The following is a 24,393-nucleotide window of genomic DNA, read 5'->3' on the forward strand; positions in this document are numbered from 1 at the left end:
GGGAATTTTTTCGGCAGATTACTTACCGCCTAACCCTTTTTTCTCCAGTTCTTCTTTAAAGTTGTCGCGCGTAATCAGAACGACATCGGTAACTTCAGTGAATTTCGGTGGTTCTGCGTCTTTCGCTACCCAGTTGTAGAGCATTTCGCTGGACTTATAACCATGTACGTCCGGGCTTGGCAGCAGTGAACCGTAGAAACCGGTAGCCTGGGCTTTGGACAACTCGCTTACTGCATCCACGCCGTTGATACCGATACCGATGATATCTGCCGCTTTAAAGCCCTGACCTTCCGTCGCGCGCACGCCGCCAAGCACAGTGCTATCGTTCATCCCGACGATCAGCCAGTGTTTAACTTCAGGATGCTGAACCAGCATGGAGTTGGCGGCGTCAAATGCCCCCGGGATATCGTTAGATTTGGTAGGAACCTGATAAATTTGTTTTTCCGGGAATCCGGCAGCTTTCAGCGCGTCCATAGAGCCTGTAGTACGACGACGAGCGGTATCCAGTTCGTTAGCTGTAATCGCCATTACGGCACTTTCTTTTACATCCCAACCTCGTTTCTGCATCTCTTTATACAGTTCCTGGCCCTGACGCTCGCCAATTTTGGTCGCCGCCATCATCACCAACGGCACGGTATCCATCGGCTTACCTTTGGCATTTACAAACTGATCATCCACGGCAATAACTTTCATACCATAGCCACGTGCTTTCGCCACAATAGCGGAACCCAATTTCGGGTCTGGCGTACAAATGACAAATCCTTTCGCGCCACTGGCCGCCAGGCTGTCGATAGCGTTTAGCGTTTTTTCACCATCCGGTACGGCAATCTTAATAACTTCAAAGCCTAAATCTTTCCCGGCTTTATCGGCAAATTTCCATTCGGTCTGGAACCACGGCTCTTCGGGTTGCTTTACCAGGAAACCGAGTTTCAGGTTTTCTGCCATAGCGGATTGTGACATAACAGCAGCCAGACCGATGGCCGCAAGAGCTTTAGTAAATTTGTGCATGGTTATCTCCAGCTTTAGCATCATTTTTTGTAGGGTAAAAACTAAGAACTTTGGTTAATTTAATCGGAAAACAAAGCATTACCTTTAACGAAAAGATAATTGGCCGTGTTGGCATAGTTTTAGCGAGAAATTAATTCTCCATAGGAGAGCAATATCACATCGCAGAATTACAGTCAGAACGTGCATGAATTTAGCGAGAAATGACATACTGGAAACAACAATTGTCTGACAAATAAAAAGTGCATTAGCAGATTAGTCCATGACATTAGCCTGGAAGTCCTTGTGGTATGCGTTGAGTGGTCTGGAGTGCCTTTTTTTTAATCTAATTATTACCGGACAGAAGTCTGTCCATTTTAAGCTGAATAGTAAAATGGGTAAGCGCTTGTACAAAATTCATTTCGGCGTTAATTATCACCACCATCATTAATTAAGAGTAAATCGATAATGAGAGCCACCTCTCATAGTCAGGAAAAGTTTTAAAATATCACATCGTCATCATGTCATTAATATTTTAATTTAATATCAATGAGATACACAAATGCACAGCATTGACAATTATTGCAAACCCATTGCTCTTATCAATGAAATGTAAAAAATTATAAACTTGGTGATTTAAGGATTTTCTTATATTCGTTCAGACGTTATGCTTATTTCAGATCATCGTCAGAATTGACTCCACGATCACATTTCGGACATGCAGAAAGGAATTATTCTGCAAACAGTAATTACGGTGTTTTGATTCATCTTGCACCTCACGTCTTCTGGATATAAGGATATTAGGTATGGCAACCACTGGAATGCTTCTCAAACTCAACACCCAAATGAACCGCGAGTTTTACGCATCCAATCTCTACCTTCACCTGAGCAACTGGTGTTCTGAACAAAGTCTGAATGGCACCGCTACTTTCCTTCGCGCCCAGGCACAGAGTAACGTGACCCAAATGATGCGCATGTTTAATTTTATGAAAAGTATCGGCGCGACGCCCATCGTTAAAGCTATTGATGTGCCAGGTGAAAAGCTTAACTCTCTGGAAGAACTCTTCCAAAAAACGATGGAAGAATACGAGCAGCGTTCAAGCAAGCTGGCACAATTAGCCGATGAAGCTAAAGAATTGAATGATGATTCAACCGTCGATTTCCTGCGCGATCTGGAAAAAGAACAGCAGCACGATGGCCTGTTACTGCAAACCATTCTTGATGAAGTACGCAGCGCGAAACGTGCCGGTATGTGCCCTGTCCAGACCGACCAGCATGTTCTTAATGTTGTGTCGCATCAGATACACTAATAAAAATCGACGCCTTAAATCACGCGCCGGATATAAAAATTGTTGAGAAAACCGCTGCTTCATACTCTTGAAGCAGCGGTTTTTTTAATGGGATTCACTTTGTGGGGTAAACTTGAGTTCAATCAATGCGATAGCTTTCTGGATAGCACGCATCGTAACCGGATCGGCTGCGGCGGGATGGTTAGTAAAATCAATATTCTTCAACTGGCCAGACATTTTTTCACGAACCTCAACAGGTGCAATCACATCGAGTACGTCGAGAATTTGTTTGATCACCAACTGGCAAGCGACAACATCAGAAACCAGTTCCTGATCGGCATTCAGCGGCTGGGACATTGTAAACTCCTGATAGCATTTGAAAGCCGATATAGTAGCGGCTTCACTTCTTCAGCGATAGTCACATCCACCGTCCTCAGGATACAAAAAACCTGCCGGAGCAGGTTTCTTGTTATCTGAACATATTGCCTGGCGGTACATCTTTGAACGTCTTGCAATAGTTATTAAACATACTTTTCAGGATTTTGCGCAGTTTCATCGCGGCACTCCGACCATTTGTTATGCAGGTGTTATCGTCTTTGCACTTATAATATGACAATCATCACAAAAATCAATCTTTATGTGACCTGAATCACATAAATACCCCTTTAATGTTATAAAAATGATAACCATAAAGTCACCGCTAACTGTCTGACCTCTGGAAAAAGCAAGGAATAGCACCGATACGTCGTCTTTTCTGTCCATAGCCTGGTCGTATCCGCAAGTACAATACCTGTTTCTTCTTCCTCTTCAGGCAGTGACATGAAACATCTGATAATTGTTCTTTCACTTTTAACATTAGCGGGCTGCACCGTAACTCGTCAGGCTCAATTGAGCGAAGTCAACGCCACGAGCGGTATTGTGCGCCTCGTTTACGATCAGGCATTTTTACAAAACGCCCGTACTGACAGCTATCTCAATCAGGAAATAGCGCAACGTGCATGTCAGCAGGCAGGGTTTACCCGCGCCATTGCATTTGGGCAACCTGTAAGTAACTGTAGTGTGTTTGCGGGGTCGTTATGTCTGAATACGGAATTTACACTGTCGTATCAGTGCCAAATTTTAATACCCTCGACTTATCAATAAAGACCTTAATCAGCGAGGGAGGCTTCGCTGGTTAATTGATGCCATAAATAGCAGTAATGCGTTTTATTCCCATTCGTATTTTTAATAATTGAATTTAATATTTTACCTTTTGCAAATAATAAAATAACAAATTATAGTGGCGCCACAGAAACAAAAATAACCTTTGTGGAGCACTATCATGCTGAAACCAGAAATGATTGAAAAACTCAATGAGCAGATGAACCTGGAACTGTACTCTTCGCTGCTTTATCAACAAATGAGCGCCTGGTGCAGCTACCATACCTTTGAAGGCGCGGCCGCGTTTCTGCGCCGTCACGCCCAGGAAGAGATGACGCATATGCAGCGTCTGTTTGACTATCTGACCGATACCGGAAACTTACCGCGTATTAATACTGTTGAATCCCCGTTTGCTGAATATTCTTCACTTGATGAATTATTCCAGGAAACTTATAAGCATGAACAATTAATCACGCAGAAAATTAACGAACTGGCTCATGCTGCCATGACCAATCAGGATTACCCGACATTTAATTTCCTGCAATGGTATGTTTCTGAGCAACATGAAGAAGAGAAATTGTTCAAATCAATTATTGATAAATTAAGCCTGGCAGGTAAAAGCGGCGAAGGTCTTTATTTCATCGATAAAGAACTCTCTACCCTCGACACGCAAAACTAATCTTCTCCGGCGGCAGATTTTCTGCCGCCGTTGCATATCAGTGACGGCAAATTTTACTTGTATCGGTTGAGAACCCTTCTTCGCTGGGAATAAATTTACCTTTCGCCGCCAGAAACGCCACCAACTCGCCCGCAGTCATCCCTTCTGCTGAGCAGGTATGAAAACGCGCCTGTTCACCAAAACGCGCTTTAATCGCCGCCTCCAGACTGGCGTGCGTATATTGCTCACCTGATTCAATCATCATATTTAACACTTCATGACCGTGAATAGATTCCATCGTTCCTCCTCAAAAAAGGCATAGCGTAGCGATAGCCGCTCATCAAGGCTTTGCGCCAGCGCAGTTCTGAATGCATTTTATCGTACAGTTTTATTTACATCTAATGTAACGTCGATTTGACGAAAAATGTAGAATGCCTTAACCTGCGCCGCAGATATCACTTATAAAGATCGTCAGGACAGAAGAAAGCGTGAAAAACAGAACTCTGGGAAGTGTTTTTATCGTGGCAGGAACCACAATTGGCGCGGGTATGCTGGCAATGCCGCTGGCAGCGGCAGGTGTCGGTTTTAGCGTCACGTTAATCTTATTGATTGGGCTTTGGGCATTGATGTGCTACACAGCGCTGTTACTGCTGGAGGTGTACCAGCATGTCCCGGCAGACACCGGTCTGGGCACGCTGGCAAAGCGCTATCTGGGGCGTTATGGGCAGTGGCTGACTGGCTTCAGTATGATGTTTTTAATGTATGCCCTGACGGCGGCGTACATCAGCGGTGCAGGTGAATTACTTGCCTCCAGCATCAGCGACTGGACAGGCATTCCAGTGTCGGCAACCGCTGGCGTGTTGTTGTTCACTTTTGTTGCCGGTGGTGTGGTTTGTGTCGGGACGTCGCTGGTCGATTTGTTTAACCGCTTTCTGTTTAGCGCCAAAATTATTTTTCTGGTGGTGATGCTGGTACTGCTGTTGCCGCATATTCATAAAATGAATCTTTTAACCCTGCCGCTGCAACAAGGACTTGCGTTGTCTGCGATCCCGGTAATTTTTACCTCGTTTGGCTTCCACGGTAGTGTGCCGAGCATCGTTAGTTATATGGATGGCAACATTCGCAAGCTGCGCTGGGTGTTTATTACTGGTAGTGCGATCCCTCTGGTGGCGTATATCTTCTGGCAACTGGCGACGCTGGGCAGCATTGATTCAACAACCTTTATGGGGCTGCTGGCTAATCATGCCGGGTTAAACGGACTGTTACAGGCGTTACGCGAAGTGGTGGCCTCACCGCATGTCGAACTGGCGGTGCATTTATTTGCTGACTTAGCCCTCGCAACATCCTTTCTCGGCGTAGCGTTAGGCTTATTTGATTATCTGGCAGATTTGTTTCAGCGTTCAAATACCGTTGGAGGGCGACTGCAAACTGGTGCAATTACTTTTCTGCCGCCGCTGGCGTTTGCGCTGTTTTACCCACGTGGCTTTGTGATGGCGCTGGGTTACGCCGGTGTGGCGCTGGCGGTGCTGGCGTTAATTATCCCTTCCCTGCTGACCTGGCAGAGCAGAAAGCATAATCCACAAGCTGCTTATCGAGTGAAAGGTGGCCGTCCGGCGCTGGTGTTAGTGTTTCTCTGCGGCATTGGCGTGATTGGTGTGCAATTTTTGATTGCGGCAGGATTGTTACCCGAAGTGGGATAATCGCCTTGATAACAACGTTGGGTGCCGGAAACATCTCCAGCACCCAATATGCCCTCTTAATGCAGGCAACACTGCTTAAATTTCTTACCACTGCCGCACGGACAAGGATCGTTACGGCCCGGCTTTTCTTCTGCTTTGATCGGTTGCTGAACAGGTTTTTCCTGCGGATGCGCCATCCAGTAAGCATGTAAATCAAGCGCTGCCAGTCGAATGGCTTCTACGCTTTCTTCAAATGCTTCTGGCGACAACTTCTCTACCCGCGCAAAGTTTTCTTCTGTACCGTGTAGAGCTATCGCCTCAAGCGCCGGTTTTAACGAATCAGGCAATGCCGACCAGTCAGCGAGGGCAACGCCACGCATATAGCCAAAGCACCACTCCTCAACAATCGTCAGCTCGCTACCGTCAACTTCTCGCAGGCCAAACAACGGTTCAAACTGCTCAGGAAATTCGTTCAGACGTTCTGCGGTATCGGCCATATGTTGAAAAGCCAGATTCATAAAGCGCGTCATCTCTTTTTCTGACGCCCAGCGCGGCACATAATCCGCCCCGCCCCAGACAGCAACCAGCCACTGTTCTGGTTCAATTTCTTGCGGAGAACTCAACACCGCCGTCAATAAACCGTCCAGCTCAGCCACATCAAGGATGGCGTGTTCAGTGTTGTATTTGGTCAGGATATCATCCAGCCATTCCAACTCACTTTCGTTTAACGGTCCAGTTTTCATACGCTTTTCCTTGTGGATCTCGACTCGCCAGCGCCTATCTTACATGTCGGTCTGGCAGAGAGATACTTTTTGCGTGGATTACCCGGTGATTAAAAATAAGAGGGGTGTAACGACAAGTTGCAGACACAAAAAAACCACCCGAAGGTGGTTTCACGACACTGCTTATTGCTTTGATTTTATTCTTATCTTTCCCATGGTACCCGGAGCGGGACTTGAACCCGCACAGCGCGAACGCCGAGGGATTTTAAATCCCTTGTGTCTACCGATTCCACCATCCGGGCTCGGGAAAAAAGTGGAGGCGCGTTCCGGAGTCGAACCGGACTAGACGGATTTGCAATCCGCTACATAACCGCTTTGTTAACGCGCCAAATTCTTCAGACTTTTCAGCCAGACACCCGCTTAAGCCGATGTCTTTTAAACTGGAGCGGGAAACGAGACTCGAACTCGCGACCCCGACCTTGGCAAGGTCGTGCTCTACCAACTGAGCTATTCCCGCATTCATCAAGCAATCAGCTAATCACTTGATTTTATTATCGCCTGGCAATCAGTGCCGCCGTTCGATGCGTTGCATTCTACTTACCTGACGCGATGAGTCAACGATATTTTTCACCAGTTTTGATCGTTTGCTGAATTTTGCGTCGAAACGATCACTGATCAAGCAAATCTGCACGCGCAGCGCTCAAATATTGCAACATTGACCACAAAGTCAGTACCGCTGCCACAAAGAAAAGTGCAATACCAGCGTATTCAACCCAAATGTTCGGGCGCCATAACAGCCAGGCCAACGCTACCATTTGAGCAGTAGTTTTAACTTTACCGATCCAGGATACGGCCACGCTGCTGCGTTTACCCAATTCAGCCATCCATTCGCGCAACGCGGAGATGATAATTTCACGGGCAATCATCGTTGCTGCCGGTAAAGTCACCCACCAGCTATGGTAATGTTCTGTTACCAGCACCATAGCGATGGCTACCAGCACTTTATCTGCTACTGGATCAAGGAAAGCACCAAACCGGGTACTCTGGTTCCAGCGACGCGCCAGAAAACCGTCGAACCAGTCAGTCACCGCTGCGACACAGAAAATGAGCGCAGCAGCAAACGGTGACCAGGTAACAGGCAGATAAAAAACCAATACAAAGAATGGGATAAGGATGACACGGAACAGTGTGAGCAACGTAGGGATATTAAATTGCATAATGACGGGTAACTATCTGTTGTCAGTAAGATTACCCCTATGTTGCTACAGAGACATCAATGTTTCAACGACCAGAAGATCTTTTCTGCCAGACCTTGCGAAATACCCGGCACTTTTGCAATTTCCTCGACGCTGGCGTTACGTAAACCTTGCAAACCGCCCATATATTTCAACAACATTTGCCGGCGTTTTGGCCCGACACCTTCGATGGTTTCCAGGGTGCTGGTATTTTTGACCTTTGCCCGTTTTTTGCGGTGACCACCAATCGCATGATTGTGTGATTCATCGCGAATATGCTGGATGACATGCAGCGCAGGTGAATCTGGCGGCAGGCTGAATCCCTCTCCTTCCGGCTCGAAGAACAGCGTTTCCAGACCAGCCTTACGATCGGCCCCTTTCGCTACCCCAAGTAACAGCGGATGGTTTTTATCCCATGAGACATCCAGCTCAGCGAAAACATTTTTCGCCTGCGCAAGCTGTCCTTTGCCGCCGTCGATAAGGATCACGTCCGGGATCTTACTGTCGTCGATAGCTTTTCCGTAACGCCGACGCAGCACCTGATTCATCGCCGCATAATCATCGCCCGGCGTAATACCAGTAATGTTATAGCGTCGATACTCCGCTCGCAGCGGGCCGTTAGCATCGAACACCACACACGAAGCGACTGTTTGTTCGCCCATGGTATGGCTGATATCAAAACACTCCATCCGCTTCACTTCCGGCAGTTTCAACACGCTGGCAAGCGCAGACAGACGCTGGTGAACAGTAGATTGCTGCGAAAGTTTGCTGGTTAACGCAGTCGCCGCATTGGTGCGCGCCAGCTTCAGGTAACGTGCCCGATCGCCACGTGGTTTGGTCTGAACGTTAATCTTTCTCCCCGCCAGTTCCGAAAGAGAATCGGCAAGCAGCGTTTTATCGCTAAGATTAAAGTCGAGCAGGATTTCACCCGGCAAAGTGCGCATCTGACTACCCTGTAAATAGAACTGGCCGACAAAAGTTTCCACCACTTCGCCCAATTCCGTACCGCCAGGTACTTTCGGGAAATAACTACGGCTACCGAGCACCTTGCCCTGACGAATAAACAGGACGTGGACACAAGCCATGCCTGCATCAAACGCCACGCCAATAACGTCAAGATCATCACCAGTATTGGAGACAAACTGTTTTTCGGTTACGCGCCGCACCGCCTGGATTTGGTCGCGAATACGTGCAGCCTCTTCAAATTCCAGATTCTGGCTGGCTGTTTCCATGCGGCTAATCAGTTGGGTAAGCACCTGATCGTCCTTGCCGGATAAAAACAGGCGCACATACTCTACCTGCTGGGCGTATTCTTCTTCACTCACCAGCCCTTCAACGCACGGCCCCAGACAACGCCCTATCTGATATTGCAGACACGGACGCGAGCGGTTGCGATAAACACTATTTTCACACTGGCGAATCGGGAAAATTTTTTGTAGCAGCGCCAGGGTTTCACGCACGGCATAACCGTTTGGGAACGGGCCGAAATATTCACCTTTGGCATGTTTCGCGCCGCGATGCATAGCCAGACGCGGATGGGTATCGCCACTCAGGAAGATAAAGGGATAAGATTTATCATCGCGTAACAGAACGTTGTAACGCGGTTGATAGAGTTTAATGTAGTTGTGCTCCAGCAATAACGCTTCTGTTTCGGTGTGGGTAACCGTGACATCGATTTGCTGGATCTGGGCGACCAACGCTTCGGTTTTGCGCGAAGCGAGGTTGCTACGGAAATAACTGGAAAGCCGTTTTTTCAGGTCTTTCGCTTTGCCGACATAAATAACCGTACCACCAGCATCATACATGCGATAAACGCCCGGCTGGCTGGTTACGGTTTTTAAAAACGCTTTTGCGTCAAACTGAACACTCACTGACTTGTTAATGTCTCCGCATTACACAGACCATGGCGAATTGCCAGGTGAGTCAACTCAACATCGCCATGTATGTTTAATTTACTAAACATACGGTAGCGATAGCTGTTCACCGTTTTCGGGCTGAGATTAAGCTGTTCTGAGATCTCATTGACCTTCTGGCCTTTGGTAATCATCAGCATAATCTGCAATTCACGTTCCGACAAACTGGCAAACGGGCTTTCTGTTTTTTCTGGTTCGATTTGGCTTAACGCCATTTGTTGAGCAATGTCAGAAGCAATATAACGCTGCCCTGAATAAACAGAACGAATCGCGCTCACGACTTCCTGCGGGGCTGCGCCTTTGCTGAGATAGCCCGCGGCACCGGCCTGCATCACTTTCGCTGGTAAAGGGTTTTCGGTATGAACCGTAAGCATGATGATTTTGACATCGGCTGTCGAGCGGGCGATTTTACGCGTCGCCTCAAGACCACCAATGCCAGGCATACTCATGTCCATTAGCACAACGTCAACGGTATTTGCCCGGCACCACTTAACGGCGTCTTCACCGCAGGATGCCTCACCGACAACTTTAATACCCTTTATATCTTCCAGAATGCGTCGTATCCCTGCGCGCACCAGTTCGTGGTCATCAACAAGTAGAACGTTGATCAAAGGAATATCTCCAGAAATAGGGATAACGCTACTGATAGTTAGTCATTAGTATATTAGCGGGTTTTATTGCAACTTTGAAACGTTAAAAATGGTGGGTATTCGATTTTTCTCTCGTTTTTGTAAATTCGATTGTCCACAGTTATGATCACGCCCGTCATCAAAGGTTTGCCGGTTCGTTTCACAGCACAACCAACGGCGAGATGTGACAAAAATTGACTTTATTCAGCACAAATGAAAAATCAGCGGTATGAATATGTAACATTAATTAACCCGAACAATACGTGCAAAAAACATTCATGATAAAAATATTTATTGGTCATTATATTGACTGAATTAATATAGTTGACGATACAGCGCACAAAAAACAACCACTAATATTTTTAGCAAAGCTTATGGTATACTCCGCCGCCTTAACATTTTTCACCGCAAATTTTTATTGCAACATGACGAGGAAAATAAATGAGTACGCCTGATTTTTCTACTGCCGAGAATAATCAAGATCTGGCAAATGAAGTCTCCTGCCTGAAAGCGATGCTGACGCTGATGCTGCAGGCGATGGGACAAGCTGACGCGGGCCGCGTGATGTTAAAGATGGAAAAACAGCTTGCGCTGATCGAAGACGAAACCCAGGCTGCAATATTTTCCAAAACGGTTAAGCAAATTAAACAAGCCTACCGTCAGTAATATAAAACCGGCTGAAAGCGCGCCTTTCAGCCGGTTTTGCATCTGGCACGCAGAATGTAATTGATGTCATATTAAGCCAGTTGCAGCAGCGTAGCAGGCAACCTGTGTCTTATTCGGTGCATTGATTTTTTTCTGCATGTTTTTCTGATGAAAATTGACCGTATTTTCAGAGATTGACAAGATCATCGCTATCTCTGCTGACGTTTTTCCTTCCGCGGTCCATTTCAGAATTTCTTTTTCCCGCTTGCTGAAATTCATCTCTGGCGTCATCACTATTTCATCATTTAAGCGTATCAACGCCATCAGACTTTCGCGCACCAATAACTGCATTTTTAATTGCAGTTCATCACTAAGGCCAGGTATTTCACGCGTACTACTACGGGAAAAGGACAAAAAACCCAGCGCCCGGTTTGGCAGCATTAAATACTGAGTGACACCACGGCGTATACCATGTGCACGCGCGGCTTCCCATAGCGGCTGCGCTTCGCTAAATAAGTCATCATTCCACAATAAATGCCCCTGACTGAAGTTTTCATGGTTAAGCACCGGATCAATGGCAAGAAAGTTTTTTGCCTGATAATAACTAATCCATGATTTCGGGTAATTGGTGTAGAAGGCCACTTTCGGTCGCGTGAATGGCACCGGGTGACGCACACATAATGAATAGAAATCGTACTCGAGTTGTTGAGCCTGCCGCTCTATTTCATGGTAGACCTCTTCCGCGGCCTCCATTCTCTGAAAACGTAACAGCATCGTGCGACGCCAACTGAAAAAATCCGTATCCTGCATAGTTAACCGCAACGCTCCTGAGAGTGAGTATCATTTATATTGATAACTCAAACTATCACATAAATAAGATTTATATATAATTTATATTATTCAGACAATGAATTACTTTTGCAAGACATAGCATTCTTTTATGTTATTAATAAGTTATGCTGATTTGTTAAGCAATTCACCAGATTGAGAGCGCGTTCTCGCCCCGTCTGGAAAGCCGACGGGGCTGATTTTTTCTTATTATTGCAACAGAAACTTCTCAAGGAACTGGCGGGTACGGGGCTGCTGCGGATCAGCAAATAACGCTTTTGCTGGCCCCTGCTCAACTATCCGCCCCTGGTCCATAAAGATCGCGCGGTCAGCAACGTCACGAGCAAAGCTCATTTCGTGCGTCACAATGACCATCGTGCGCTTTTCCTGTGCCAGTTGGCGGATGGTATTCAGGACTTCGCCCACCAGCTCCGGATCCAGCGCCGAGGTAGGTTCGTCAAACAGAATGACTTCCGGGCGCATCGCCAGCGCACGCGCAATCGCCACACGTTGCTGTTGACCGCCGGACAAACGACGCGGATAGCTGGTCTCTTTCCCCGTCAGCCCGACCTTCGCCAGCAGTTCGCGGGCGCGTGTCGTGGCCTCTTCTTTCGGTTCGCCTTTAACGATCACAGGCCCTTCAATAATGTTTTCCAGCACCGTACGATGCGGGAACAGATTAAAGTTCTGGAACACAAACCCGACGTGCTGGCGCAACTGGCGAATCAGCGATTTTTGCTGACTTAACGAACGTGCGGTATCAATAGTAATATCGCCAACGGTGATGGTCCCCGCCTCTGGCTGTTCCAGCAAATTTATGCTGCGTAGCAACGTGGTTTTGCCGGAACCACTCGGGCCGATAATTGCCACCACTTCGCCGGTGTTGACCTCCAGATCGATACCGTGCAGCACCGTCTGACCGTGGAATTTTTTCACCAGGTTTTTAACTTCAATGGCACTCATTTTGGCTCTCTCTCCTGGCGATTTAGTTGATTCTCAAAATGGTTCTGCAGCGTCGATAACACTGTCGCCATAATCCAGTAGATGAGCGAAGCCGCCAGATACATGGTGAACACTTCCAGAGTACGCGAGGTTATCAACTGCGCCTGACGAAACAGTTCCGGCACCTGAATCGTCGCGGCCAGTGAGGTATCTTTCACCAGGCTGATAAAGCTGTTCGACAGCGGCGGCAGAGCCACCCGCGCCGCCTGCGGCAAAATTGCGCGACGCATAGTTTGCCACGGCGTCATGCCAATACTGGCAGCCGCCTCCCACTGACCTTTATCAATAGACGAAATCGCTGCCCGCAGCGTTTCGGCAGCATAGGCGGCGGTGTTCAGTGACAGTCCAATCATCGCTGACGGAACCGGATCTAATTCAATGCCAAACTGCGGCAGACCGTAGTAGATCATAAACAGTTGTGCAATGAGCGGCGTACCGCGAAAAATGGAGATGTAAAAACGCGCCAGCCAGCGTACGGGCCATATGGGTGACAGGCGCATCAGCGCGAGAATAAACCCCAACAGCAAACCGAAAAACATACCGCCGATGCTGAGTTGCAGCGTATACCCAGCCCCTTTTAGCAGGAACGGCAAAGAATCAATAACCAGTTGTATACTTTCTTGCATGAGCGTTTCCGGAGCTAGACGTGAGGATGATAGGCGAACAGCGCAGGTGCGCCGCCAGTATGAATAAACAGAATCGGCCCTTCGTCTTTGAAGCGTTTCTGACTGATGCCATCAATCAGCCCCGCCATCGCTTTTCCGGTATACACAGGATCAAGCAGAATGCCTTCCAACCGCGCCAGCAGTTTCACCGCTTCCATGCCTTCGTCATTTGGCACGCCGTAGCCAGGGGCAAAGTAGTCATCCCAGAGTAAAATTTCTGCTGACGCGGTCAATTCCAGCTCTTTCGCGATTGCCTGTTGCAGGCTAACCACTTTTGGCAACTGGTCAGCAACGGAACGTGACACGGTCACGCCAATCAGTTCGCTTTCTGGCATCAGTTGTTCCAGCCCTACTGCAAGCCCGGCATGCGTTCCGGCACTGCCCGACGCCACCACCACCGAAGAAATATTAACCGCCCCTTCACACTGTTGCGCGATTTCCAGCGCGCTCTCCACATAGCCCAACGCGCCTAAAGCATTGGAACCGCCAACCGGAATGACGTATGGGCGAAAGCCTTGTGCTTCGACGCGAGTCGCCAGCTCTTCCAGTTGGGCATTGGGATCGGTCAGCGCGTCGCACATTTCAATCTGGGTATTGAAGAGATCTAACAACAAGCGGTTGCCGTTGGTTAAATAATTTTCTGCAGTAGTGCCAATGGGATTTTCCAGCAGCGCCACGCAATGCAGACCAAGTTTTGCGGCCACTGCGGCAGTCTGGCGCACATGGTTAGACTGAATCGCTCCGGCTGTAATCAGTGTGTCAGCACCTTCGCGCAAGGCGTCTGCTGCGAGAAATTCCAGTTTGCGTAACTTATTTCCGCCCATTGCCAACGGGGTGACGTCATCCCGTTTGATGAAAATGTCCCGACCGAGATAATCAGAAAAACGTGGCAGATATTCGAGCGGTGTCGGTGTGCCGATAAACTCCAACCGTGGAAAACGAGTTAAATTATGCAGTGGCATAAAAGCCTCCGATGTCTGTTGTTGTGATATTGTTATTATGCACGCTGAAAACGCTTAAATAAAAAAGGCGCCGATTAAAGCGCCCTTTTTTGTCATTATGCTGATTACCTGGTCACATCAGCACCAAACCATTTTTCGGAAAGAGCTTGCAAGGTTCCATCTTTTTGCATTTCTGCGATGGCATCGTTGACTGCTTTCAGCAAGTCTTCGTTGCCTTTACGCAGCGCGACACCTGACTCCTGGCGGGAAAAGGCTTCGCCGGTTACTGCCAGCGTATCATTGGTTTTCTTCACCAAATCCAGCGCCGCCAGACGGTCAACCAGGATGGCATCAATACGACCTACGCGCAGATCCTGATATTTGGTCGGGTCATCATCATAGGTGCGCACATCAACACCCTGAACATTCTGACGCAGCCACTCTTCATAGTTGGTGCCTAAACCAACGCCAACTTTTTTACCTTTCAGGTCGTCTGCGGTTTTTATTGTGCCTTCATTACCTTTTTTCACCAGCGCCTGAATACCGGAAATGGTGTAAGGGGTAGAGAAATCGTATTTTTTCTTACGTTCATCTGAGATGGTAACCTGATTAATCACCACATCGATGCGCTTAGAATCCAGGGACGCCAGCATACCATCCCACTTGGTCGGTTTTAATGCGGCTTCAACGCCCAGATGTTTTGCCAGTTGTTGAGCAAACTCCACTTCAAAACCAGTCAATTTACCGTCATCGCCCTGAAAGCTAAACGGCGGGTAAGTCCCTTCCAGTCCTACCAGCAAAGTGCCTCGCTCTTTTACTTTATTGAGCAGGCCTTCGTTGGCAAAACTTTTCACGCTCATACCCGCAACCAGCGCCACGGCCATAACACCCATCAACGCCTGACGCCCCAGATGTACTAATTTCATATTCACCCCGAATGTTGTTATGTTGGTTTGCAGTGTAGAGCCATTGTTCGTAGACACAAAAACAACTCTGCTACATCTTATTCTTATTTAATATATATCAGAAGCTGACAGACTGGGGGATTTCTGCGCAAGGTCGCCGCGGGTTTGCATCTGGTAACACTGGTACTTACGTAATGCGATGCGATAATTATTGGTGCTGGTGGTGGGCAGCCAGGGTGCGAGGTTTTCATCAAGAAAACCATCCTGCAACAGGTCAGAGGAAATATCGTGTTCGCTTAAATAATTACCCAAACGACGTAGACGAACCACATATTCGCGCACTGTACCGGGGCTCATTTCAGTATGGTCAAAAAGAAACTGCTTAAAGCCGATAATATCAAAAAAATCACTCTGGGTTTTGCAGTGTAAATCACCGCAGAAACGGCATAACGCTGCCCATGATTTTTGTTCCTCATACCAGCCATTTTCATCAAGCAGCGTATCAAGACGGGAAATCTCGATTTTATTGACTATTTTGCCATCGTGAACCAGGGTAATGCGATCGAGTAATTTACGGCAATATGCGCAATGAGTCTGGCTGTGTTTAAAATCTTTAAGATAGCGGCTTAATGGCCGCCTTTTCTGGTGCTGCATCATTATTAAGAACTCCTGGTATTCAAAATTAATGTGCGGCATTTACCTGAGTTATAACTTACCCAGTTTGGTGCGTAACCGTTTAATAGCCTGGCTGTGTAACTGACTAACCCGCGATTCACCGACCTCAAGCACCGCGCCAATCTCTTTGAGATTAAGCTCTTCCTGGTAATAGAGCGTTAATACCAACTGTTCGCGCTCCGGCAACATTTCGATGGCTTCCATTACCCGCTGGCGCAAATTACTGTCCAGTAACTGCTGTAACGGGTTATCCCGCTGATGATCGTCAGTAACCAGTTCGATGCTATCACCGTGCTCTTCGCGCCACTCATCATAAGAGAAAAGTTGGCTGTTATTAGTATCAAGCAACATTTGCCGGTAATCAGCGATTTCAATCCCTAAACGTTCTGCCACTTCCGTTTCTGTGGCGTTGCGGCCAAGTTCCTGCTCCAGTTGCCCTATTGCCTGCGCCACTTCACGTGCATTGCGTCGCACGCTGCGCGGCACCCAGTCACGGCTGCGAAGTTCATCCAGCATAGCACCACGGATACGCTGCACTGCGTAAGTTGTAAATGCCGTTCCTTGCAGGGCATCATAACGTTCAACAGCATTAAGTAATCCAATGCCGCCTGCCTGTAGCAGATCGTCAAGTTCTACACTCGCGGGCAGTCGAACCTGCAGGCGCAATGCTTCGTGACGCACCAGCGGGATATAACGCTGCCACAGCGAATGTTTATCCATTACACCTTCAGCGGTATAGAGTGATTTCACGATAAACAGCCCTGCGTTATATAAATAATCGGCATAATTATCCGTTTCTGCAGGTTTTTTAATCGGACGATTAATGGGTGAAATAAGGGGTTATTTGGGGTAATCGGTAAATAGCGAGCAGAATAACCCCGCTGGAGCGGGGTTAAGATAGCTGACAAAGTCCGCCTCATCTTGCCGGATGCGGCGTAAACGCCTTATCCGACCTACGCGAATATGCAAATTTAATTAATTGCGATTCACCTTGTAGGCATGATAAGCATAGCGCATCAGGCAATTTGGCGTTTGCTGTCATTATATTACGACGATTAGCCCTGCAGCAGAGACAGAACTTGCTGCGGCACCTGGTTAGCTTTAGACAGCACAGAGTTACCCGCCTGCTGGATGATCTGCGCTTTCGACATGTTAGACACTTCGGTCGCATAGTCGGCGTCCTGAATACGGGACTGCGCTTCAGACAGGTTGGTGGTGGTGTTGTTCAGGTTGGTTACCGCAGAGTCCAGACGGTTTTGAACGGCACCGAGGGAGGAGCGGAAAGTATCAACCTGTGCAATGGCTTTGTCTAAAAGTGCCAGTGGATCAGCAGAAGAAGCCCCCGAGAACTGCGCAGTCGGAGTTGCTGTAGATAATTCAACAACAACTTTGTTCGCTGTGGCTGTTGCCGTAGTGTCATCATTAAGCGCCGCTGGAGCCGTTGTAGCGTAGTTTTTACCCTGGAATGTTACATATCCCGCAGCCGCGCCGTCAGAGTCAGCGGCAACTTTAATCAGCTGATCTTTCTGAGTAGCGGCAGTCGTTAGTCCATTATCGGTGTCTTTGTATTCGACATCGGCTTTATTCAACGTCACTTCACCACTTGTATGGTCAATGGACGCGGAGTAGAAATCACTACCGGATTGAACGACGAACTGTGCGGTGGCAGCCCCTTTCGCATCCAGGGTGTTGTGTAACGTCAGGCTGGAAACATCGACAGTTTTACCTGTCGCAGTAGTCAGATCTTTCGCAACAGCAGTGAAATCAACACCAACAGGTTTTGTCCCAGCGGCTCCTGTAATTTGAGTAATTGAATCACCAACGTTAAGTGATTGAGCAGAAACGGAGAAACCATTCAACCCTAATGTAGAAGAGTCAATTTTCTGTAAATCAATGCTAATAGTCTGGCCATCATTCGCGCCAACCTGAATCTTCATCGAACCGTCTTTTGCCAGTACATTCACGCCGTTGAACTGGGTCTGACCGGAAACACGGTCAATCTCATCCAGACGGGATTTGATTTCGTCCTGAATAGATGACAGGTCAGAATCAGAGTTAGTACCGGTCGTCGCCTGAACGGTCAACTCACGCACACGTTGCAAGTTGTTGTTGATTTCAGACAACGCACCTTCTGTGGTCTGCGCCAGAGAAATACCGTCGTTGGCGTTACGCGCAGCCTGAGTCAGGCCTTTAATGTTAGAGGTGAAACGGTTAGCAATCGCCTGACCGGCAGCGTCATCTTTCGCACTGTTAATACGCAGGCCAGAAGAGAGGCGTTCGATAGAAGTCGACAGCGCAGACTGGTTTTTGTTGATGTTGTTTTGAGTGATCAGCGAGAGGCTGTTGGTATTAATGACTTGTGCCATAATTCATTTTCCTGTTTTCAAGTCTACGGTTTAAGTATTGGGCTTCCACCCTTCGGCTTCGTCGCCGTCAACCCTGTTATCGTCTGGTCACTCACAACCTTTAGAATTTTTTTCTAGCGGTCGAAATACTCCCCTTCCTCGTTGCTGTTCGTGTCATTAAGCCCAAAAATAAATCGTAAACTTTGCCCCACTTACGCCGATAACCCCGGTATTCGTTCTACATGTCGCATGATTAAGGAATCTATATGGCGAGTATTTCAACGCTTGGGGTTGGGTCGGGGCTGGACTTAAGCAGCATCCTCGACAGTCTGGAGGCGGCAGAAAAATCTACCCTGACGCCGATATCGAAACAGCAAAGTTCTTACACCGCGAAACTGAGCGCCTACGGGACGCTGAAAAGCGCGCTGGAGAGTTTCCAGACGGCCAATACAGCACTGAATAAAGCCGATTTATTTACCGCCACCTCAACCACCAGCAGTTCATCAGCTTTCAGCGCCACGACCACGGGCAGCGCGATTGCCGGGAAATACACCATTAGCGTCAGCCAACTGGCGCAGGCGCAGACGCTGACCACCCAAAATAGTCAAAAAGACAGTAAAGCCGCCATCGCCACCAGCGATAGCGTACTGACCATCCAGCAAGGCGGCGGTAAAGAGCCGGTCACGATTGATATCAGTGCGGCTGATTCGTCGCTCTCCGGTATTCGCGATGCCATTAACAACGCCAAAGCTGGTGTCAGCGCCAGTATCATCAATGTGGGTAATGGCGAGTATCGTTTGTCCATCACCGCCAATGATACCGGTAGCGACAACGCCATGAAGCTCAGCGTCAGCGGTGACAGCACCCTGCAAAGTTTTATGGGTTACAACGGAACTTCGGGTGATAGCAGCAATGGCATGGTTGAAAGCGTCACCGCGCAGAACGCCAAACTGACGGTCAATAACGTTGAGATTGAAAACAGCAGCAATACTATCAGTGACGCGCTGGAAGATATCACCCTCAACCTGAATGACGTCACCACCGGTAATCAGACACTGACCATCAGTAAAGATACATCCAAAGCTGAAAATGCGGTTAAAGCGTGGGTGGATGCCTATAACGCATTACAGGATACCTTCAGCAACTTAACGAAATACACAGCCGTCGATGCCGGTGCTGAAAACCAGGATTCCAGCAATGGTGCATTACTCGGTGACTCCACACTGCGTACCATCCAGACTCAGCTTAAAACCTTGCTCGCCAATACCCACAGCAGTTCAAACTATAAAACGCTGGCACAAATTGGCATTACCAGCGATGCCAGTACCGGAAAGCTGGAAATAGCGACCGACAAACTGCAAACAGCGCTGAAAAAAGATGCTGCTGGCGTCGGTGAAATGTTTATTGGTGACGGTAAAAGTACAGGCGTAACCACCAGCATTAGCAGCAACCTGACCAGTTGGCTCTCCTCCACCGGGATAATCCAGGCCGCAAAAGATGGCGTCAGCAAAACGCTGAACAATTTGACCGATCAATACAATGCCGCCAGCGAACGCATCGATACATTAATGGCGCGCTATAAAGCCCAGTTCACCCAATTAGATGTGTTAATGAACTCGCTGAACTCCACCAGCAGCTATCTGACACAACAGTTCGACACCTCAAATAGCAGTTCGAAATAATCTCAGGAGAGACAATGTACAGCGCAAAAGGCACCCAGGCCTACGCACAAATTGGCGTCGAAAGCGCCGTAATGAGTGCCAGCCAACAGCAACTGGTCACCATGCTATTTGACGGCGTGTTGAGTGCGCTGGTAAGAGCGCGCTTGTTTATGCAGGACAACAATCAGGAAGGCAAAGGCGTCTCTTTGTCAAAAGCGATCAACATTATTGAGAACGGGCTGAGACTCAGTCTTGACGAAGAAAGTCAGGACGAATTAACCCAGAATTTGATTGCACTCTATAGCTATATGATCAGGCGTTTGCTGCAAGCTAATTTACGCAACGATGTCTCCGCAGTCGCAGAAGTGGAAACTTTAATGCGCAATCTTGCCGATGCCTGGAAAGAGTCTCTACTCTCCCCTTCATTGATTCAGGACCCTGTCTGATGAACCATGCACCGCACTTGTATTTTGCCTGGCAACAACTCGTCGAAAAAAGCCAGCTCATGTTACGCCTGGCGACAGAAGGACGGTGGGATGAACTCATCGCCAGCGAAATGGAATATGTCAATGCGGTGCAAAAAATTGCACACTTAACGGAAGAAATGGAACCCTCTGCCATGATCCAGGAGCAACTCAGACCTATGCTGCGCCTCGTTCTGGAAAACGAAAACAAAGTAAAACAGTTATTGCAGATTCGGATGGATGAACTGGCGAAACTGGTCGGTCAGTCATCAATGCAAAAATCGGTGTTAAGCACCTACGGCGATCAGGGTGGCTACGTGCTGGCGCCGCAGGAAAATCTCTTTTGAAGCTTAAAGAGCTGATTGCTCGCGAATAATCCGATTACGGCTACGCTTCTAATGTTCCCCTTGAGCGGAGTCGAAGAATGCGTAACCCCACGCTGTTGCAATGTTTTCATTGGTATTACCCGGAAGGCGGCAAGCTCTGGCCTGAACTGGCCGAGCGCGCCGACGGTTTAAATGATATTGGTATCAATATGATCTGGCTGCCGCCCGCCTATAAAGGCGCATCGGGCGGGTATTCTGTTGGCTACGACTCCTATGATTTATTTGATTTAGGCGAGTTTGATCAGAAAGGCAGCATCCCCACCAAATATGGCGATAAAGCACAGTTGCTGGCGGCCATTGACGCACTCAAACGCAATGACATTGCCGTACTGCTGGACGTGGTCGTCAACCACAAAATGGGGGCTGACGAAAAAGAAGCCATTCGCGTACAGCGCGTCAATGCAGATGATCGCACGCAAATTGATGATGAAATCATTGAGTGCGAAGGCTGGACCCGTTACACCTTCCCGGCTCGTGCCGGTCAATACTCGCAGTTCATCTGGGACTTCAAATGTTTTAGCGGCATCGACCATATCGAAAATCCAAACGAAGATGGCATTTTTAAAATCGTCAACGACTACACCGGCGAAGGCTGGAATGACCAGGTTGATGATGAGTTAGGTAATTTCGACTATCTGATGGGCGAAAATATCGATTTTCGCAACCATGCCGTCACGGAAGAGCTTAAATACTGGGCACGCTGGGTGATGGAGCAAACGCAGTGCGACGGTTTTCGTCTCGACGCAGTAAAACATATTCCAGCCTGGTTTTATAAAGAGTGGATCGAACACGTGCAGGAAGTCGCGCCAAAACCGCTATTTATTGTGGCGGAATACTGGTCGCGTGAAGTAGATAAGCTGCAAACATATATTGCCCAGGTAGAAGGCAAAACCATGCTATTTGATGCGCCGCTGCAAATGAAATTCCATGAAGCATCCCGAATGGGGCGCAACTACGATATGACGCAGATATTCACCGGTACGCTGGTGGAAGCCGATCCTTTCCATGCCGTTACACTGGTCGCCAACCACGATACCCAACCGTTACAAGCCCTTGAAGCTCCGGTAGAACCGTGGTTTAAACCGCTGGCGTATGCCCTTATTTTGCTGCGGGAAAATGGCGTCCCTTCAGTGTTCTACCCTGATCTGTACGGTGCTCATTACGAAGATGTCGGCGGTGACGGGCAAACCTATCCGATAGATATGCCAATAATCGAACAGCTCGATGAGTTAATCCTCGCCCGCCAGCGCTTCGCCCACGGTGTACAGACGTTATTTTTCGATCATCCGAACTGTATTGCCTTTAGTCGCAGCGGCACCGACGAATATCCAGGCTGTGTGGTGGTGATGTCAAACGGTGACGATGGCGAAAAAACCATTCATCTGGGAGAGAATTACGGCAATAAAACCTGGCGTGATTTTCTGGGCAATCGGCAAGAGAGCGTGGTGACCGATGAAAATGGCGAAGCGACCTTTTTTTGCAACGGCGGTAGCGTCAGTGTGTGGGTTATCGAAGAGGTGATTTAAACACATCCCCGGCGGCAAACCGGGGATATTTCATTACGGTAGTGGCGTCGGCAACGGCGCTTTTTCCAGCACAGCAGCACATTCAGCCGTTGGTCGATCCACGCGTTCCATCGTCATGCCATCGTATTCAATAGTGTTACCGTCACGCTCAATCTCGTACAGTTCACGTTTGACAGTAACGTTAGTGAGATCATCAGATATCAGCGTCAACTTACCCGGTAAAGCAATCACCCGCTGCCACTGACGGCAATCCAGCGTATCACCCTCTTTAGTGACAATCAGGCTACCTATCGCTTCCGGGCTGACCAGAGCACGTTGCGGCCCTTTAGTCTGCCAGTAGCCCGCCAGCCAGTCTGGCGCGGGCGTTTTCACAACATTGTTATAATTTTCAACTTCGGCACAGCCAGCCAGCAGCATAAGTGCGCCTGCAATTGCGAGTTTTTTCATCATTCATCCTGCATGAGAAGAAAAGAAGATTGTGGCATTAATGCCTTGATGCTGCCAGCCTTTCCAGGCCCAAAGATAAATTTGATCTAACCATTATTTTTGTGAATTATTACCACGAAAAAGAATTTGTCTGGTGTATTATTCGCGGCTCTTGTTTCAAACCTTCTGAGTTCAGAGGCTATATACATGTCATGGCAGCAATTCAAACAAGCCTGGTTGATTAAATTCTGGGCCCCCATCCCTGCGGTCATCGCGGCGGGTATTCTCTCCACTTATTATTTTGGCATCACCGGCACCTTTTGGGCTGTTACCGGCGAATTTACCCGTTGGGGTGGTCAGCTCCTGCAACTGTTTGGCGTCCATGCCGAAGAGTGGGGCTATTTTAAAATTATCCATCTGGAAGGATCGCCATTAACCCGCATTGACGGGATGATGATTCTTGGTATGTTTGGCGGCTGTTTTGCCGCGGCTCTGTGGGCCAACAACGTTAAATTACGTATGCCGCGCAGCCGTATCCGCATTATGCAGGCTATTATTGGCGGGATTATCGCTGGTTTCGGCGCGCGTCTGGCGATGGGCTGTAACCTGGCTGCATTTTTCACTGGCATTCCGCAGTTCTCACTGCACGCCTGGTTCTTTGCCATCGCCACCGCCATTGGCTCATGGTTTGGTGCACGCTTTACTCTGCTGCCAGTCTTCCGTATCCCGGTAAAAATGCAAAAAGTCTCTGCCGCCTCACCGCTAACACAAAAACCAGATCAGGCACGGCGTCGTTTCCGCCTCGGGATGCTGGTCTTTTTTGGCATGTTGGGCTGGGCGCTGTTAACGGCGATGAATCAACCGAAGCTGGGGCTGGCAATGCTGTTTGGCGTCGGCTTTGGCTTACTGATTGAACGCGCGCAAATCTGCTTTACTTCGGCGTTCCGCGATATGTGGATCACCGGGCGTACCCATATGGCGAAAGCGATCATTATCGGTATGGCGGTAAGTGCCATCGGTATTTTCAGTTACGTACAGTTAGGTGTAGAACCGAAAATCATGTGGGCTGGCCCGAACGCCGTCATTGGCGGGTTACTGTTTGGCTTTGGTATTGTGCTGGCGGGCGGCTGCGAAACTGGCTGGATGTACCGTGCAGTGGAAGGCCAGGTGCACTACTGGTGGGTTGGGCTGGGTAATGTTATCGGCTCAACGATTCTGGCTTATTACTGGGATGACTTCGCCCCGGCACTGGCCACCGACTGGGACAAAATCAACCTGCTGAAAACCTTTGGCCCAATGGGCGGCCTGCTGGTGACATATTTACTGTTGTTCGCTGCCCTGATGTTGATTATCGGCTGGGAGAAACGCTTCTTCCGCCGCGCGGCGCTGCAAACTGCTAAGGAGATTGCATGAAAAATATCGTTCCTGATTACCGTCTTGATATGGTGGGTGAACCCTGCCCTTATCCGGCGGTCGCGACCCTTGAGGCGATGCCGCAGTTAAAAAAAGGCGAGATCCTCGAAGTGGTCAGCGACTGTCCGCAGTCAATTAATAATATTCCACTGGACGCACGTAACCACGGCTATACCGTACTGGATATCCAACAAGACGGGCCGACCATTCGTTATTTAATTCAGAAGTAATCTTTTCTCCCGCTGTTTCAGGCAGCGGGAGT

At 48.4% G+C, this 24,393-nt stretch carries 29 protein-coding genes and 3 tRNA genes; 12 read left to right on the forward strand and 20 right to left on the reverse strand.

Features of this window, described 5'->3' with window-relative positions; genetic code table 11:
- Positions 1-18: 18 nt before the first annotated feature.
- Positions 19-1,008 carry an arabinose ABC transporter substrate-binding protein AraF gene (araF, locus tag A1WG_RS00445; protein ID WP_000548681.1) on the reverse strand — a complete coding sequence of 330 codons (990 nt, stop codon included), beginning with the start codon at positions 1,006-1,008 and terminating at the stop codon, positions 19-21.
- A gap of 782 nt (positions 1,009-1,790) precedes the next feature.
- On the opposite strand from araF, the gene A1WG_RS00440 reads away from it, so the two are divergent.
- Entirely contained in the window at positions 1,791-2,294 is a 504-nt protein-coding gene (locus A1WG_RS00440; protein WP_000246123.1) for a non-heme ferritin-like protein, read from the forward strand.
- 84 nt (positions 2,295-2,378) lie between these two features.
- Here the strand turns inward: A1WG_RS00440 and yecJ are convergent, their stop codons facing one another.
- Both yecJ and azuC read right to left on the reverse strand, forming a co-directional pair.
- The gene (gene yecJ / locus A1WG_RS00435; RefSeq protein WP_000082115.1) at positions 2,379-2,630 is read right to left on the reverse strand and encodes a DUF2766 family protein YecJ; all 252 of its coding nucleotides are present in this window, start codon (positions 2,628-2,630) and stop codon (positions 2,379-2,381) included.
- 112 nt (positions 2,631-2,742) lie between these two features.
- Positions 2,743-2,829, reverse strand: a complete 87-nt coding sequence (gene azuC / locus A1WG_RS24415) for a stress response protein AzuC (protein ID WP_010723106.1) — start codon at positions 2,827-2,829, stop codon at positions 2,743-2,745.
- Between the two features lie 263 nt (positions 2,830-3,092).
- On the opposite strand from azuC, the gene yecR reads away from it, so the two are divergent.
- Together yecR and ftnA are read left to right on the forward strand one after the other, a co-directional pair.
- Positions 3,093-3,416 (forward strand): YecR family lipoprotein, encoded by a 324-nt coding sequence (yecR, locus tag A1WG_RS00430; protein ID WP_000681531.1) that lies wholly within the window; start codon positions 3,093-3,095, stop codon positions 3,414-3,416.
- Positions 3,417-3,594: 178 nt separating this feature from the next.
- A complete protein-coding gene (gene ftnA, locus A1WG_RS00425) occupies positions 3,595-4,092 on the forward strand; it encodes a non-heme ferritin (RefSeq protein WP_000917208.1) in 498 nt (165 codons plus the stop codon).
- A 37-nt stretch (positions 4,093-4,129) separates the two neighbouring features.
- Here ftnA and A1WG_RS00420 read toward each other — a convergent pair whose 3' ends face one another.
- Positions 4,130-4,369 (reverse strand): YecH family metal-binding protein, encoded by a 240-nt coding sequence (locus A1WG_RS00420; protein WP_000443798.1) that lies wholly within the window; start codon positions 4,367-4,369, stop codon positions 4,130-4,132.
- Between the two features lie 190 nt (positions 4,370-4,559).
- On the opposite strand from A1WG_RS00420, the gene tyrP reads away from it, so the two are divergent.
- Entirely contained in the window at positions 4,560-5,771 is a 1,212-nt protein-coding gene (tyrP, locus tag A1WG_RS00415) for a tyrosine transporter TyrP (RefSeq protein ID WP_000797551.1), read from the forward strand.
- A gap of 56 nt (positions 5,772-5,827) precedes the next feature.
- Here the strand turns inward: tyrP and yecA are convergent, their stop codons facing one another.
- From yecA to uvrY, 7 genes are all read right to left on the reverse strand, one after another.
- On the reverse strand, positions 5,828-6,493 hold the full coding sequence (gene yecA, locus A1WG_RS00410; RefSeq protein WP_000847906.1) for a UPF0149 family protein YecA: 666 nt from the start codon (positions 6,491-6,493) through the stop codon (positions 5,828-5,830).
- A gap of 194 nt (positions 6,494-6,687) precedes the next feature.
- Positions 6,688-6,774, reverse strand: a tRNA-Leu gene (locus tag A1WG_RS00405).
- Positions 6,775-6,786: 12 nt separating this feature from the next.
- A tRNA-Cys gene (locus tag A1WG_RS00400) sits at positions 6,787-6,860 on the reverse strand.
- Positions 6,861-6,913: 53 nt separating this feature from the next.
- A tRNA-Gly gene (locus A1WG_RS00395) sits at positions 6,914-6,989 on the reverse strand.
- 151 nt (positions 6,990-7,140) lie between these two features.
- Positions 7,141-7,689, reverse strand: coding sequence for a CDP-diacylglycerol--glycerol-3-phosphate 3-phosphatidyltransferase (pgsA, locus tag A1WG_RS00390; protein WP_001160187.1), 549 nt, complete (start codon positions 7,687-7,689; stop codon positions 7,141-7,143).
- Positions 7,690-7,745: 56 nt separating this feature from the next.
- Positions 7,746-9,578: an excinuclease ABC subunit UvrC gene (gene uvrC / locus A1WG_RS00385; RefSeq protein ID WP_000116020.1), complete on the reverse strand. Its 1,833-nt coding sequence runs from the start codon at positions 9,576-9,578 to the stop codon at positions 7,746-7,748.
- Positions 9,575-10,231, reverse strand: coding sequence for a UvrY/SirA/GacA family response regulator transcription factor (gene uvrY, locus A1WG_RS00380; protein WP_000611331.1), 657 nt, complete (start codon positions 10,229-10,231; stop codon positions 9,575-9,577). Before uvrY ends, uvrC begins: the two co-directional genes overlap by 4 nt.
- 332 nt (positions 10,232-10,563) lie before the next feature.
- On the opposite strand from uvrY, the gene A1WG_RS24795 reads away from it, so the two are divergent.
- Together A1WG_RS24795 and yecF are read left to right on the forward strand one after the other, a co-directional pair.
- Positions 10,564-10,704, forward strand: coding sequence for a hypothetical protein (locus A1WG_RS24795; RefSeq protein WP_228929308.1), 141 nt, complete (start codon positions 10,564-10,566; stop codon positions 10,702-10,704).
- Entirely contained in the window at positions 10,691-10,915 is a 225-nt protein-coding gene (gene yecF, locus A1WG_RS00375; RefSeq protein WP_000106471.1) for a DUF2594 family protein YecF, read from the forward strand. The genes A1WG_RS24795 and yecF overlap by 14 nt, the downstream gene beginning before the upstream one ends.
- A gap of 66 nt (positions 10,916-10,981) precedes the next feature.
- Here yecF and sdiA read toward each other — a convergent pair whose 3' ends face one another.
- The 8 genes from sdiA to A1WG_RS00335 form a co-directional block, all read right to left on the reverse strand.
- Complete coding sequence (gene sdiA, locus A1WG_RS00370; RefSeq protein WP_001154282.1) at positions 10,982-11,704, reverse strand: quorum-sensing transcriptional regulator SdiA; 723 nt, start codon at positions 11,702-11,704, stop codon at positions 10,982-10,984.
- A gap of 228 nt (positions 11,705-11,932) precedes the next feature.
- The gene (gene tcyN / locus A1WG_RS00365) at positions 11,933-12,685 is read right to left on the reverse strand and encodes an L-cystine ABC transporter ATP-binding protein TcyN (protein WP_001516561.1); all 753 of its coding nucleotides are present in this window, start codon (positions 12,683-12,685) and stop codon (positions 11,933-11,935) included.
- Complete coding sequence (gene tcyL, locus A1WG_RS00360) at positions 12,682-13,350, reverse strand: cystine ABC transporter permease (protein ID WP_001158227.1); 669 nt, start codon at positions 13,348-13,350, stop codon at positions 12,682-12,684. The genes tcyN and tcyL overlap by 4 nt, the downstream gene beginning before the upstream one ends.
- 14 nt (positions 13,351-13,364) lie before the next feature.
- Positions 13,365-14,351 (reverse strand): D-cysteine desulfhydrase, encoded by a 987-nt coding sequence (gene dcyD, locus A1WG_RS00355; RefSeq protein ID WP_001128252.1) that lies wholly within the window; start codon positions 14,349-14,351, stop codon positions 13,365-13,367.
- A 104-nt stretch (positions 14,352-14,455) separates the two neighbouring features.
- On the reverse strand, positions 14,456-15,256 hold the full coding sequence (gene tcyJ, locus A1WG_RS00350; RefSeq protein ID WP_000779811.1) for a cystine ABC transporter substrate-binding protein: 801 nt from the start codon (positions 15,254-15,256) through the stop codon (positions 14,456-14,458).
- Between the two features lie 87 nt (positions 15,257-15,343).
- Positions 15,344-15,895: a flagella biosynthesis regulatory protein FliZ gene (gene fliZ, locus A1WG_RS00345; RefSeq protein WP_024191890.1), complete on the reverse strand. Its 552-nt coding sequence runs from the start codon at positions 15,893-15,895 to the stop codon at positions 15,344-15,346.
- A 45-nt stretch (positions 15,896-15,940) separates the two neighbouring features.
- Positions 15,941-16,660, reverse strand: a complete 720-nt coding sequence (gene fliA, locus A1WG_RS00340) for an RNA polymerase sigma factor FliA (RefSeq protein WP_000839544.1) — start codon at positions 16,658-16,660, stop codon at positions 15,941-15,943.
- A gap of 305 nt (positions 16,661-16,965) precedes the next feature.
- Positions 16,966-18,276, reverse strand: coding sequence for a FliC/FljB family flagellin (locus A1WG_RS00335; RefSeq protein ID WP_001516564.1), 1,311 nt, complete (start codon positions 18,274-18,276; stop codon positions 16,966-16,968).
- Between the two features lie 245 nt (positions 18,277-18,521).
- Here A1WG_RS00335 and fliD point away from each other — a divergent pair, with 245 nt between their 5' ends.
- From fliD to amyA, 4 genes are all read left to right on the forward strand, one after another.
- Positions 18,522-19,937 (forward strand): flagellar filament capping protein FliD, encoded by a 1,416-nt coding sequence (gene fliD, locus A1WG_RS00330; protein WP_001516565.1) that lies wholly within the window; start codon positions 18,522-18,524, stop codon positions 19,935-19,937.
- Positions 19,938-19,951: 14 nt separating this feature from the next.
- A complete protein-coding gene (gene fliS, locus A1WG_RS00325; protein ID WP_000286599.1) occupies positions 19,952-20,362 on the forward strand; it encodes a flagellar export chaperone FliS in 411 nt (136 codons plus the stop codon).
- On the forward strand, positions 20,362-20,727 hold the full coding sequence (fliT, locus tag A1WG_RS00320) for a flagella biosynthesis regulatory protein FliT (RefSeq protein ID WP_001015042.1): 366 nt from the start codon (positions 20,362-20,364) through the stop codon (positions 20,725-20,727). Before fliS ends, fliT begins: the two co-directional genes overlap by 1 nt.
- A gap of 77 nt (positions 20,728-20,804) precedes the next feature.
- On the forward strand, positions 20,805-22,292 hold the full coding sequence (gene amyA / locus A1WG_RS00315; RefSeq protein WP_001516566.1) for an alpha-amylase: 1,488 nt from the start codon (positions 20,805-20,807) through the stop codon (positions 22,290-22,292).
- A 33-nt stretch (positions 22,293-22,325) separates the two neighbouring features.
- On the opposite strand, the gene yedD is transcribed toward amyA, so the two are convergent.
- Positions 22,326-22,739 carry a lipoprotein YedD gene (yedD, locus tag A1WG_RS00310; protein WP_001516567.1) on the reverse strand — a complete coding sequence of 138 codons (414 nt, stop codon included), beginning with the start codon at positions 22,737-22,739 and terminating at the stop codon, positions 22,326-22,328.
- Positions 22,740-22,925: 186 nt separating this feature from the next.
- Between yedD and yedE the strand changes: the two genes are divergently transcribed.
- Together yedE and yedF are read left to right on the forward strand one after the other, a co-directional pair.
- On the forward strand, positions 22,926-24,131 hold the full coding sequence (gene yedE / locus A1WG_RS00305; protein WP_001516568.1) for a selenium metabolism membrane protein YedE/FdhT: 1,206 nt from the start codon (positions 22,926-22,928) through the stop codon (positions 24,129-24,131).
- Positions 24,128-24,361, forward strand: a complete 234-nt coding sequence (gene yedF, locus A1WG_RS00300) for a sulfurtransferase-like selenium metabolism protein YedF (RefSeq protein ID WP_000790504.1) — start codon at positions 24,128-24,130, stop codon at positions 24,359-24,361. Before yedE ends, yedF begins: the two co-directional genes overlap by 4 nt.
- Positions 24,362-24,393: the final 32 nt, after the last annotated feature.

The sequence above is a fragment of the Escherichia sp. KTE96 genome (assembly GCF_000408525.1).
Lineage (GTDB): Bacteria > Pseudomonadota > Gammaproteobacteria > Enterobacterales > Enterobacteriaceae > Escherichia > Escherichia marmotae.